The following is a 12,276-nucleotide window of genomic DNA, read 5'->3' as shown; positions in this document are numbered from 1 at the left end:
CTCAACTTTTTTACATGTAATAAACAATGGCGATGTACTGGAGGGCAGATGCTGCTAGGATAAAGAGATGCCAAATCATGTGGAAATAAGGTTTTTTCTTGGCGTAAAATCCAGCTCCAACCGTATAAGAGAGTCCGCCCGTTACCATAAGACTCCAAAAGATTGGCGTCGTTTGACTGATAATGGCAGGAATGATAGCCAGAACCAGCCAGCCCATAATCAGGTAAAGAGCAAGGCTGAATTTCTCATTGACCTTTTTAGCAAAGATTTTATAGAGGATGCCAAAGATGGTCGTTCCCCACTGTATGGCAATAATCAGATAGCCAAACCAGTTATTCATTAAGGTCAAGACGACTGGCGTATAAGAACCTGCGATAGCCACATAAATCATAGAATGATCGATGATCCGCAAGACGTATTTGTGGGTTGAACCATAGGCCATAGAGTGGTAAATGGTGGATGAGAGGAACATGAGAAAAAGGCTGATAACAAAAATGGAAACGCCGATAGAGGATAAAAATCCGTGTGCTTCATAACTATAGGTGGATGAAATAGGGAGCAAGATGAGCATGATGACTGCCCCCACAGCATGGGTCACGCTATTAGCAATCTCCTCTCCAAAACTGAGTTGTTTGCTGAGTTTAAGACTAGTATTCATTAGATTTCCTCCTCTTCAGTATGATGGATTAAGGCTAAAGTTTGATGATAGAGTTTAACGGTTTGGCAGCTACTTTGGATAATAGGATTTTCTGGGTCAATCCCATTGTTCATGTAGTTCACAAAAGCGTCGTAGAGCTGGTCTGAACTGGCTTGACTTTGGAGAGTATTCAGTGTCTTAGCGATTTCTTGAATAGAAAAGACAGATTTGAGGGTTGTGATAGCGATCAAACGGGCAATCTGTTGGCGTTGGTATTTTTTCTTATCAGGCTTTGTCAGGTAACCATGTTTCACATAATTGTTGACCATAGATGCTGTCAGGCCCTTGTCTTTATCAGGAGAGATAGGGGCGCAGACTTGATTGACATAGAGTAAAACCTGATCTAGATAGAGGTCAATATTTGGTATTTCTGCCCATTTAGGGTAGGAAAAGCTAGTTTTCATTTTCAACTCCTTTTTATCTAGTTTTAATAACTAGATTATAAAATAATAAAAACAGAAAGTCAAGTTTTAACTGCTTGTGAAAAGGCTTAAATTATGCTATGATGGGAGAAACTAGTCAGAAATGAGGAGAAAAGATGGAGATTCGTTTAGCTTTTCCAAATGAAGTAGATGCCATTATGCAGGTGATTGAGGATGCTAAAAAATGTTTGGCAGATGCTGGTAGTGAACAGTGGCAAAATGGCTATCCAAATGCAGACGTTATTATCGATGATATTATCTCAGGTCAAGCTTATGTTGCCTTGGAAGAGGGAGAATTGCTAACCTATGCTGCTGTGACCAAGAGTCCAGAGGAGGCCTATGAAGCTATTTATGAGGGAAACTGGCAAGGAGGAGAATCAGAGTATCTAGTCTTTCACCGTATCGCTGTGGCAGCAGATGTGCAGGGACAGGGGGTTGCTCAGACTTTTCTAGAAGGCTTGATTGAAGGTTTTGATTATCTAGATTTTCGCTCAGATACGCATGCTGCAAACAAGGCCATGCAACATATTTTTGAAAAACTCGGTTTTAAACAGGTTGGTAAGGTTCCAGTTGATGGAGAACGCTTGGCCTATCAAAAATTAAAGAAATAATGCAAAAGAAGTATGCAAAAATGCTCTACTCTTCGCCGATTGGCTCTCTTTCTCTTGTAGCTGATGACCATTATCTGTATGGAATTTGGGTGCAGGATCAGAAGCACTTTGAGAGGGGGTTAGGAGATAAAACAATTGAAGAAGTTGTTAGTCATCCTGTTTTAGCTCCAGTTATTGCTTGCTTAGATGATTACTTTAAAGGCAAGTCTCAGGATTTATTCAACTTACCCTTGGCTCCAATTGGAACGGATTTTGAAAAGCGAGTTTGGTCCTATTTACAAGGAATTCCTTATGGTCAGACAGTGACCTATGGACAAATAGCGCAAGACCTGCAAGTGCCTTCTGCTCAAGCAATTGGTGGAGCAGTGGGACGCAATCCTTGGTCTATCCTAGTACCTTGTCATCGTGTGTTAGGAGCAGGTAAGCGTCTGACAGGGTATGCTGCAGGAGTGGAAAAGAAAGTCTGGCTTTTAGAGCATGAAGGCGCAGATTTTAAAGATATAAAATAGAAAGTGAAAGACATGTTAGAATTTATCGAATACCCAAAATGTTCAACTTGTAAAAAAGCAAAACAAGAATTAAACCAACTCGGTGTGGACTACAAAGCTGTTCACATCGTGGAAGAAACACCTAGTCAAGAAGTCATTTTAAATTGGCTAGAGACCTCAGGTTTCGAGTTGAAGCAATTTTTCAACACCAGTGGGATCAAATACCGTGAATTAGGGCTGAAAGATAAGGTAGGAAGTCTGTCAAACCAAGAAGCAGCTGAGTTGCTAGCAAGCGACGGAATGTTGTTAAAACGACCGATTTTAGTGGAGAATGGAACTGTTAAGCAAATCGGTTATCGAAAAGCTTACGAAGAATTGGGATTGAAATAGTTTTTATCTATCTCTTTGATAGATAAAATATATAACCTCCCTGTTTCAAAGTATGATAAACTAGTAGGTAGACAAAGTCTGTATCTGACCGTAGCAAATAATTTCATTGACGGCAGAAGTATGGTAGAATGAATCATTATCAGGAGAGGATGTTTTTATGAATGTTACAACGATTTTAGCATCAGATTGGTACCAAAACTTGATGCAATTGATTCCAGACGGCAAGCTGTTTAGCTTGCGTTCGGTCTTTGATGGAATTCCGAGAATTGTCCAACAACTTCCAACAACGATTATGTTGACAATTGGTGGTGCTCTTTTTGGCTTGGTTTTGGCACTTCTTTTTGCCATTGTGAAAATCAATCGTGTCAAGATTTTATATCCCTTGCAGGCCTTCTTTGTTAGTTTCTTAAAGGGGACACCGATTTTGGTGCAACTCATGTTGACCTACTACGGAATTCCTTTGGCTTTGAAAGCTCTCAATCAGCAATGGGGAACTGGTCTCAATATCAATGCGATTCCAGCCGCTGCTTTTGCGATTGTCGCCTTTGCTTTCAATGAAGCAGCTTATGCGAGTGAAACCATTCGTGCAGCCATTCTCTCAGTTAATCCTGGTGAGATTGAGGCGGCACGCAGTCTGGGGATGACCCGAGCGCAAGTTTATCGTCGCGTAATTATTCCAAGTGCAGCAGTTGTGGCAACTCCAACCTTGATCAATTCCCTCATCGGCTTGACCAAGGGAACATCTCTAGCCTTTAGTGCGGGTGTTGTGGAAGTCTTTGCCCAAGCTCAGATTTTAGGTGGAGCTGATTACCGCTATTTTGAACGCTTTATCTCCGTTGCCCTTGTTTATTGGGTAGTCAATATCGGAATTGAAAGCCTCGGTCGTTTCATAGAGAGAAAGATGGCTATTTCTGCACCTGATACAGTGCAAACAGATGTGAAAGGAGACCTTCGTTAATGATTAAGATTTCGAATTTAAGCAAATCCTTTTCAGGACAGACTGTCTTGGATCATCTGAACTTGGATATTCAAAAAGGGGAAGTTGTAGCCTTGATTGGTTCTTCAGGAGCTGGAAAATCAACCTTCCTTCGCAGTCTCAATTATCTTGAAACACCTGACAGTGGTTCGATTCAGATCGATGATTTCTCAGTTGATTTTTCTAAAATCACTCAAGAAGAAATCCTGGCCCTACGTCGTAAGCTGTCCATGGTTTTTCAACAGTTTAATTTGTTTGAACGTCGCACAGCACTTGATAATGTGAAAGAAGGCTTGGTTGTTGTTAAGAAATTATCTGACCAAGAAGCGACTAAGATTGCCAAGGAAGAGTTAGCTAAGGTTGGGCTTTCTGATCGTGAAAACCATTACCCACGCCATTTATCAGGTGGACAGAAGCAACGGGTTGCCCTAGCGCGTGCTCTTGCCATGAAACCAGATGTCTTACTCTTAGACGAGCCAACTTCAGCCCTTGACCCAGAATTGGTCGGTGAAGTAGAAAAGTCTATTGCAGATGCTGCGAAGTCAGGTCAGACCATGATTTTGGTCAGTCATGACATGTCCTTTGTAGCCCAAGTGGCTGATAAGATTCTCTTCTTAGATAAGGGGAAAATCATTGAGTCTGGAACACCGGATGAGATTATCCACCATCCGAAAGAAGAGCGGACAAAAGAATTCTTCGCTAGTTACAAACGGACTTATATTTGATATAATAGATAAAGGAAAACTCAGTTAGCTGGACTAGCTGAGTTTACTCTTTAAAAAAGATAGAAATGAGAGAAATCATGCTACTGCAACTATTTTCTTTATATTTCGAGAGTTTGATCTTGACCACCATCCTTGTCCTGATTTTTTTAGGGATTTGGATTGGACTAAGAGCCATGTCGGGAGTTGATAAGACAGCCAAGGCTCGCCAAGCCCATCTCTATGATATGATTATGATTGGGGTCTTGGTTGTTCCAGTATTATCCTTTGCGGTTATGAGTTTAATTCTTGTTTTCAAAGCATAATCCTTGCTTGATTGACAAGAAAGAGTTAGAATAAAGATAGTTACAACAAGAAAGAAGGAATCTATATGTACGATACTATTATTATCGGTGCTGGTCCTGCAGGAATGACTGCAGCCTTGTATGCTGCTCGAAGCAATCTCAAAGTAGGCTTGATTGAAGGTGGTCTGCCAGGTGGTCAGATGAATAATACATCTGATATTGAAAATTACCCAGGATACGCTAATATTAGTGGACCTGAATTGGCAGAAAAGATGTTTGAACCGCTTGAAAATCTTGGTGTTGAGCATATTTATGGTTATGTTGAAAATGTCGAAGATCATGGTGATTTTAAGAAAGTGATGACCGATGACCAAACATATGAAACACGTACAGTTATCGTAGCGACTGGTTCTAAACATCGTCCTTTGGGAGTACCTGGAGAAGAAGAACTGAACAGTCGTGGTGTTTCTTACTGTGCCGTTTGTGATGGTGCTTTCTTCCGTGACCAAGATTTGTTGGTAGTCGGTGGTGGAGATTCAGCGGTTGAAGAAGCCCTCTTCTTGACTCGCTTTGCTAAGACGGTTACCATTGTTCACCGTCGTGACCAACTTCGTGCCCAAAAAGTTTTACAAGACCGCGCCTTTGCGAATGAGAAAATCAGCTTTATCTGGGATTCTGTAGTGAAGGAAATTAAGGGCGAAAACCGAGTAGAATCTGTCGTATTTGAAAATGTGAAAACAGGTCAAGTGACAGAACAAGCCTTCGGTGGCGTCTTTATCTATGTTGGATTGGACCCTCTTAGCGATTTTGTTAAAGAATTAAATATCCAAGATCAGGCAGGCTGGATTGTGACAGATAACCACATGAAAACTGCAGTTGACGGTATCTTTGCAGTTGGTGATGTTCGCTTGAAAGACCTTCGCCAAGTGACAACAGCAGTTGGAGATGGAGCTATCGCTGGTCAAGAAGCTTACAAGTTTATCACAGAACATAGTTAATTATAAAAAAGTTTCCAATCAGATGACTGGAAACTTTTTATAGTCTATTTCGGAAAACTTCATACATGAGAATGGCCGCAGCAACACTGGCATTAAGGCTTTGAACATGTCCATTCATCGGAATGGTAATCATTTCATCAACCTGTTTTTTGATGTTGATAGAGATGCCTTTTCCTTCATTTCCGATGATGAGGGCGATTTTCCCTTTTGTATTCCACTTGTGGCAAGGGGTACCGTTCATATCTGTTCCAAAGATCCAGAAGCCTTCATCCTTGAGTTTGTCCAGAGTTTGGCTTAGATTGGTCACTCGAGCGATGGGAACGTGCTCAATAGCACCTGTGGCCGTTTTGGCAACGACAGGAGTAACTCCGACAGCACGGTGCTTGGGAATGATGACACCTGAAACATTGGTCGCATCAGCGGTTCTTAAGATGGAGCCTAAGTTGTGAGGGTCAGTTAATCCGTCCAGAATCAATAGTAAAGGATTTTCTTCTTGACGCGTTTTGGCAAGGATGTGGTCTAGCTCGCTATAGGCAAATTCAGACACTCGTAGAACAAAACCTTGGTGGACAGCACCTTCAGTCATCTCAGAGAGGGATTTTTTTGAAGTCCAAGAAATGGACACCTTTTTTTCTGTAGCCAGTTCCTTGACTTTCTCAACATTCTTACCTCGGAGATCTTCTTGGAGGTAGAGTTTGTTGCCAGTGTTTGCAAGGAGGGCTTCGGTAACGGCGTGGACGCCATAGACAATATCATTTGTTTTCATGCCTCTATTATAACACAAAACCCCGTATTGCAACGGGATTTTCTTTATTCTAGAATCAGTAAACCATCTTTAACTGCAAATGGGTCTTTTTCATTGATACGATCGTAAAACATGATACCGTTAATGTGGTCAATTTCATGCTGGACAACGATGGAGTTGTATCCTTTGAGCTTGATGCGGTGTTTTTCTCCATCCTTATCAAAGTAGTCAACAGTAACGCGGGCATGGCGAACTACGTAGCCAGGCACGTTGCGGTCAACAGAGAGGCAACCTTCTCCTTCGCCAAGAGCAGCGTCTTGAACAGAGTGAGAGACGATTTTGGGATTGTACATAATGGCTTGCAAGTCATAGGCTTCTTGTGGAGTTTCGCCTTCTTCAACAATATTAGGCACCAAAACAGCGATAATGCGTTTTGAGATATCTAATTGAGGAGCAGCAAGTCCAACACCACCGCGGAGCCCCATTTTTTCAGCCATGACAGGATCTTGGGAATGTTTCAGGAATTGCATCATCTTTTCTCCGAGAATGATTTCCTGGTCAGACAAGGGGAAAGTAACTTCCTCAGCAATCGCGCGTAGAGTCGGATTCCCTTCGCGGATAATATCTTTCATATCAATTAAGTGAGCAGCTTTTGTAATACGTTCTATAGCAGACATTTTCTCTCCTTTCATTACCTCTACATGATATCACAAAATGACAAGGATTGAAAGTATTACAACCTTTAGGATTTATAGAAAATAGATAGGAAGTTCAATTCAATTGTGAAAGAATTACTTATCTGTGATATAATAAAAAGAAAAGGCTTGCATTAGAAAGTAGGGAGAATGAAGATGCAAAGAAGACAAGATAGACATAAACGTGGACCAGTTTTTCATTTTGTGAGAGGCTTTGTAAACTTTTTTAGGAGTTATCGCAAGTGGAGTAATAAGGGATTTGTGGCGATACTCTTGCTAGCAGTTGCTTTATCAATGGGCTTGGTCTTGTTGTTTGAAAGTTTCCAAGGAATTCCATTGACTAGTCAAAAAAAGGATGCCATTTCTCAAGAAGCTAATAAGACGAATCAAAGTTCTAAAGATCAGGAAGAAGAAAAAAGTGCTCGTATCATGGCCCATGGAGATTTACTTTACCATGATATTATTTATATGTCAGCTAAAAAGGAAGATGGAAGCTATGATTTTCATGAGAATTTTGAATACGTAACTCCGTGGCTTAAGCAGGCAGATTTGGCTATAGGTGATTTTGAAGGGACCATTAATAAAGATCATTATCTAGCTGGCTATCCTTTATTTAATGCTCCTGTTCAAGTAATGGATGCTATTAAAGATGCTGGGTATCATGTTTTAGATCTAGCTCATAATCATATTTTAGATTCGCAAATTGAAGGAGTTATTTCAACGGCAGATGCAATTGAAAAGGCAGGAATGACACCTATTGGAGTTTATACGCACGAGTCACGTGATCAAGCTCCACTCGTTATCAAGGAAGTGAACGGTATCAAGGTTGCACTTTTGGCTTATTCTTATGGATTTAATGGAATTGAGCAAAGTATTTCTCAAGAAGATTATAACCGCTATCTTTCAGACCTAAACGAAGATAAGATGAAGGCTGAAATTGAGCGTGCAGAGAAGGAAGCGGACATTACTGTTATCATGCCTCAGATGGGTGTTGAGTATCGCATAGAACCGACTGACGAGCAAAAGGCTTTGTACCACAAGATGATTGAATGGGGAGCGGATATTATCTTTGGAGGCCATCCACACGTAGTTGAGCCATCTGAAATTGTTGAAAAAGATGGAGACAAGAAACTCATTATCTATTCAATGGGGAACTTTATTTCCAATCAGCGAATTGAAACAATGACTGGTGTAGACAATGCGAAGTGGACTGAGCGTGGTGTTCTTATGGATGTAACTGTCAAGAAAAAAGATGGAAAAACAACTATTGAAACAGCTAAAGCTCATCCTACTTGGGTCAATCGAACACCAAAGGGAACTTTTTCACCAGAAGGATATCCCTTATATCATTACCAAACCTATATCCTAGAAGACTTTATCGAGGGTGGTAGTCATCGTGATCAGTTGGATGAAGCGACTAAGGAACGAATTGATACAGCCTATAAAGAAATGAACGAACATGTGGGATTGAAGTGGGACTAGCTTGAATTCAGAGGAAAGTAAATGATGATTAAAGTAATTGCGACAGATATGGATGGGACCTTGCTGGATGCTAGAGGCCAGCTTGATCTCCCACGCTTGGAAAAGATTTTAGATCAGTTGGATCAAAGGGGCGTTCGTTTTGTCATCGCTACGGGCAATGAAATTCACCGCATGAGGCAACTACTGGAGCACTTGGTCGATCGAGTGGTTCTGGTTGTTGCCAATGGTGCTCGTATTTTTGAAAACAATGAACTGATTCAGGATCAGACTTGGGATGATGCCATTGTCGATAAGGCCTTGGCTTATTTCGAGGGTCGAGCGTGTCAGGATCAGTTTGTTGTAACGGGGATGAAGGGTGGTTTCGTCAAAGAAGGTACGATTTTCACAGACCTTGAAAGTTTTATGACTCCAGAAATGATTGAAAAATTCTACCAACGGATGCATTTTGTGGATGAATTAACCACTGACCTCTTTGGTGGTGTGCTCAAGATGAGTATGGTTGTTGGCGAGGAACGTTTGAGTTCGGTTTTGGAAGAAATCAATGACCTCTTTGATGGTCGTGTTCGGGCTGTATCGAGTGGCTATGGTTGCATTGATATCCTTCAAGCTGGGATTCATAAAGCATGGGGCTTGGAAGAATTACTCAAGCGTTGGGCCTTGAACTCCCAACAAATCATGGCTTTTGGCGACAGTGAAAATGATGTTGAAATGCTTGAAATGGCTGGAATTGCCTATGCGATGGAAAATGCTGATGATAAAGCCAAAGCTGTGGCTACTGCTCTAGCACCAGCCAACAGCCAAGGCGGAGTTTATCAAGTCTTGGAAAACTGGTTAGAAAAAGGAGAATGAAGTGGCAGTACAGTTATTAGAAAATTGGTTACTAAAGGAACAAGAAAAAATCCAAACCAAGTATCGTCACTTAAATCAGGTTTCTGTTGTAGAGCCAGACATTCTTTTTATTGGGGATTCCATTGTCGAATACTATCCTCTGCAGGAACTATTTGGGACTTCAAAGACGATTGTCAATCGAGGAATTCGTGGCTATCAGACAGGGCTGTTATTAGAAAATCTTGATGCGCATCTTTATGGTGGAGCAGTAGATAAAATTGTCCTTTTGATTGGGACAAATGATATCGGAAAAGATGTGCCTGTGAATGAGGCTCTCAATAATCTCGAAGCTATCATACAATCCATTACTCGCGATTATCCATTGACTGAGATTAAATTGCTTTCCATTTTGCCAGTCAATGAGGGAGAGGAGTACAAGCAGACAGTCTATATCCGCACGAATGAAAAAATCCAGAAATGGAATCAAGCCTATCGAGAGCTTGCTTCAGCCTATATGCAGGTAGAATTTGTGCCAGTTTTTGATAGTTTGACAGACCAAGTAGGTCAACTCAAAAAAGAATATACAACTGATGGACTGCATCTCAGTGTTGCTGGTTATCAGATTTTGACAAAATCTTTGAAAGACTATCTTTTGTAGTTAATTGCTTTCCTTTTTGCATTTTTGAGTTAGATAAGGTATAATGGTTTTGTTGTCTTTTGGGGTCGTTACGGATTCGACAGGCATTATGAGGCATATTTTGCGACTCGTGTGGCGACGTAAACGCTCAGTTAAATATAACTGCAAAAAATAACACTTCTTACGCTCTAGCTGCCTAAAAACCAGCAGGCGTGACCCGATTTGGATTGCTCGTGTTCAATGACAGGTCTTATTATTAGCGAGATACGATCAAACTTTGTCTAGCAGTTTGGTAAGAGATTTATAGGCTCGCAGTTCCTAGGCTTGAGTTATGTGTCGAGGAGCTGTTAAAACAATACATAACCTATGGTTGTAGACAAATATGTTAGCAGATGTTTGGACGTGGGTTCGACTCCCACCGGCTCCATTATTATTTTGCATTCCTTTCTAAAACGTTGTACTTACAGCGTTTTTTATTTTGTTCTTTGGTATTCCTTGGTATTCTTTTTTACAAAAAGGATACAATTTTCAGTTGTATCCTAAATATTAAAGCAAGTCCTGAATTTTCTTAAGTTTTTATCATATTTTCTGTTATAATTAAGGTGCCTTAAGAAAAATAATGAAAAAACTAAATGTTTTTCATATAGTTTTCATTTTTTGTGTTATAATTAAGGTGCCTTAAGAAAAATATTAAGGTGTCTTAAGAAAAATATTAAGGTGCCTTAAGAAAAATAATGAAAAAACTAAATGTTTTTCATATAGTTTTCATTGTTTTAATAGTTTAAAGTCAATCTTATTTTTCTCTAATAGAAAATAATGAAAAAGTAGGTTTAGAAAGAGGTAAGTATCTATGTCTTCTCATAAAAAAGTGTCACTCTCTGAGATTAATCAATCTATCGATACTCCAAATAACAATCATTTCTGGCAAAATTTAAATGCCTTTTTAGGTCCGGGTGCTCTTGTCGCAGTTGGTTATATGGATCCAGGAAACTGGATTACCAGTGTAGTCGGTGGTGCTTCCTATAAGTATAGTCTCTTGTTTGTTATCTTGATTTCATCTCTCATTGCCATGCAACTTCAGCAGATGGCAGGAAAGCTTGGTATTGTAACCCAGATGGACCTGGCTCAAGCAACGGCTCATCATTCACCTAAATGGCTTCGTTATAGTCTATGGGTGATTTTAGAATTAGCCTTGATGGCGACAGATCTGGCAGAAGTTCTAGGTTCAGCGATTGCTCTCAATCTTCTCTTTAAGATTCCGATTATGATAGCAATTCTCTTGACCGTGTTGGATGTTTTTCTCTTATTGCTTCTGATGAAATTTGGCTTTAAGAAGATTGAAGCTATTGTGACAACACTGATTTTAACCATTCTAGCAATTTTTACCTATCTGGTAGCTTTGTCACATCCAAGCTTCCAAGGAATCGTTGAGGGTTATCTACCGAATGCAACCTTATTTGAAAGTCCCTTGCCAGGGCATGAAAGTCAATTAACCTTGGCACTAGGGATCGTGGGAGCAACGGTTATGCCCCATAACCTCTATTTGCATTCTTCCTTGTCTCAAACTCGGAAAATCAATCACAAGGACAAGAATGATGTTCGAAAAGCCGTGCGCTTTATGACCTGGGATTCAAATCTCCAATTATCCTTGGCCTTTGTGGTTAACTCCCTTCTATTAATTCTCGGGGCGGCTCTCTTTTTCGGCCATGCATCTGAGATTTCTGCCTTCTCTCAAATGTATAATGCCTTGCAGGATTCTACTATTGCAGGAGCTATAGCTAGCTCGACCTTATCAACCTTGTTTGCCTTGGCTTTATTAGCCAGTGGTCAAAATTCGACAATTACGGGTACCTTGACTGGACAAATCGTTATGGAAGGTTTCTTGCATATGAGATTACCTCAATGGTTCATTCGTTTGGCAACTCGTCTCTTTGCCTTGTTGCCTGTCATGATTGTAGCGGTTCTGTTTGGTCATCAGGAAAAAACATTAGATCAGTTATTGGTTTATTCACAAGTCTTTCTTTCGATTGCTCTTCCATTTTCAATCTTCCCACTGATTTATCTAACTTCTAAGAAATCACTGATGGGAGAATTTACCAATGCCAAATGGAATACCATCCTTGGCTATATCGTTTCCATTATCTTAACAATTCTCAATGTGAAATTGTTATTTGATATTTTCTAAGAAATTCACCCGAGTTATAAAACAAGCATATAAGAAAAAAGATACCCAAGATTTCTGTACTGACCCCAAAAAGTTAGACAAATAATTTAAGTAAAGGATTTAGTTCTGTATTGCAC

General features: G+C 40.2%; 15 protein-coding genes and 1 other RNA gene. 12 read left to right on the top strand and 4 right to left on the bottom strand.

Annotated elements, in window-relative coordinates:
• Positions 1–10 precede the first annotated feature (10 nt).
• Together trhA and ADH52_RS01100 are read right to left on the bottom strand one after the other, a co-directional pair.
• Positions 11–658 (bottom strand): PAQR family membrane homeostasis protein TrhA, encoded by a 648-nt coding sequence (gene trhA, locus ADH52_RS01105; RefSeq protein ID WP_049509562.1) that lies wholly within the window; start codon positions 656–658, stop codon positions 11–13.
• Positions 658–1,101: a DUF1836 domain-containing protein gene (locus tag ADH52_RS01100; protein ID WP_049509560.1), complete on the bottom strand. Its 444-nt coding sequence runs from the start codon at positions 1,099–1,101 to the stop codon at positions 658–660. The genes trhA and ADH52_RS01100 overlap by 1 nt, the downstream gene beginning before the upstream one ends.
• Positions 1,102–1,235: 134 nt before the next feature.
• On the opposite strand from ADH52_RS01100, the gene ADH52_RS01095 reads away from it, so the two are divergent.
• The 7 genes from ADH52_RS01095 (at position 1,236) to trxB (ending at position 5,588) form a co-directional block, all read left to right on the top strand.
• Positions 1,236–1,730, top strand: a complete 495-nt coding sequence (locus ADH52_RS01095) for a GNAT family N-acetyltransferase (protein WP_049509558.1) — start codon at positions 1,236–1,238, stop codon at positions 1,728–1,730.
• Positions 1,730–2,239, top strand: coding sequence for a methylated-DNA--[protein]-cysteine S-methyltransferase (locus ADH52_RS01090; protein ID WP_049509557.1), 510 nt, complete (start codon positions 1,730–1,732; stop codon positions 2,237–2,239). The genes ADH52_RS01095 and ADH52_RS01090 overlap by 1 nt, the downstream gene beginning before the upstream one ends.
• 12 nt (positions 2,240–2,251) lie before the next feature.
• On the top strand, positions 2,252–2,608 hold the full coding sequence (locus tag ADH52_RS01085) for an arsenate reductase family protein (RefSeq protein ID WP_000889091.1): 357 nt from the start codon (positions 2,252–2,254) through the stop codon (positions 2,606–2,608).
• A gap of 157 nt (positions 2,609–2,765) precedes the next feature.
• The gene (locus tag ADH52_RS01080; RefSeq protein ID WP_049509554.1) at positions 2,766–3,566 is read left to right on the top strand and encodes an amino acid ABC transporter permease; all 801 of its coding nucleotides are present in this window, start codon (positions 2,766–2,768) and stop codon (positions 3,564–3,566) included.
• Complete coding sequence (locus tag ADH52_RS01075; RefSeq protein ID WP_000590982.1) at positions 3,566–4,309, top strand: amino acid ABC transporter ATP-binding protein; 744 nt, start codon at positions 3,566–3,568, stop codon at positions 4,307–4,309. Before ADH52_RS01080 ends, ADH52_RS01075 begins: the two co-directional genes overlap by 1 nt.
• Before the next feature lie 77 nt (positions 4,310–4,386).
• Positions 4,387–4,611: a DUF4059 family protein gene (locus tag ADH52_RS01070; protein WP_000926599.1), complete on the top strand. Its 225-nt coding sequence runs from the start codon at positions 4,387–4,389 to the stop codon at positions 4,609–4,611.
• Positions 4,612–4,676: 65 nt separating this feature from the next.
• Positions 4,677–5,588: a thioredoxin-disulfide reductase gene (trxB, locus tag ADH52_RS01065; RefSeq protein WP_049509552.1), complete on the top strand. Its 912-nt coding sequence runs from the start codon at positions 4,677–4,679 to the stop codon at positions 5,586–5,588.
• 37 nt (positions 5,589–5,625) lie between these two features.
• On the opposite strand, the gene rlmB is transcribed toward trxB, so the two are convergent.
• Both rlmB and def read right to left on the bottom strand, forming a co-directional pair.
• Complete coding sequence (rlmB, locus tag ADH52_RS01060; RefSeq protein WP_049509549.1) at positions 5,626–6,354, bottom strand: 23S rRNA (guanosine(2251)-2'-O)-methyltransferase RlmB; 729 nt, start codon at positions 6,352–6,354, stop codon at positions 5,626–5,628.
• Between the two features lie 44 nt (positions 6,355–6,398).
• Positions 6,399–7,010 (bottom strand): peptide deformylase, encoded by a 612-nt coding sequence (gene def, locus ADH52_RS01055; RefSeq protein WP_049509547.1) that lies wholly within the window; start codon positions 7,008–7,010, stop codon positions 6,399–6,401.
• 174 nt (positions 7,011–7,184) lie between these two features.
• Here def and ADH52_RS10740 point away from each other — a divergent pair, with 174 nt between their 5' ends.
• From ADH52_RS10740 to ADH52_RS01030, 5 genes are all read left to right on the top strand, one after another.
• Positions 7,185–8,510 carry a CapA family protein gene (locus tag ADH52_RS10740; protein WP_080977834.1) on the top strand — a complete coding sequence of 442 codons (1,326 nt, stop codon included), beginning with the start codon at positions 7,185–7,187 and terminating at the stop codon, positions 8,508–8,510.
• Between the two features lie 21 nt (positions 8,511–8,531).
• Positions 8,532–9,359, top strand: a complete 828-nt coding sequence (locus tag ADH52_RS01040; protein WP_049509545.1) for an HAD family hydrolase — start codon at positions 8,532–8,534, stop codon at positions 9,357–9,359.
• A 1-nt stretch (position 9,360) separates the two neighbouring features.
• Complete coding sequence (locus ADH52_RS01035; RefSeq protein ID WP_033685213.1) at positions 9,361–9,996, top strand: SGNH/GDSL hydrolase family protein; 636 nt, start codon at positions 9,361–9,363, stop codon at positions 9,994–9,996.
• A 61-nt stretch (positions 9,997–10,057) separates the two neighbouring features.
• Positions 10,058–10,405, top strand: a transfer-messenger RNA (tmRNA) gene (gene ssrA, locus ADH52_RS10640).
• A gap of 420 nt (positions 10,406–10,825) precedes the next feature.
• A complete protein-coding gene (locus ADH52_RS01030; protein WP_000094601.1) occupies positions 10,826–12,160 on the top strand; it encodes an Nramp family divalent metal transporter in 1,335 nt (444 codons plus the stop codon).
• The last annotated feature ends 116 nt before the right edge of the window (positions 12,161–12,276 follow it).

This window comes from Streptococcus pseudopneumoniae (assembly GCF_001072665.1).
Lineage (GTDB): Bacteria > Bacillota > Bacilli > Lactobacillales > Streptococcaceae > Streptococcus > Streptococcus pseudopneumoniae_S.
This window is presented reverse-complemented; position numbering and strand designations above follow the sequence as displayed.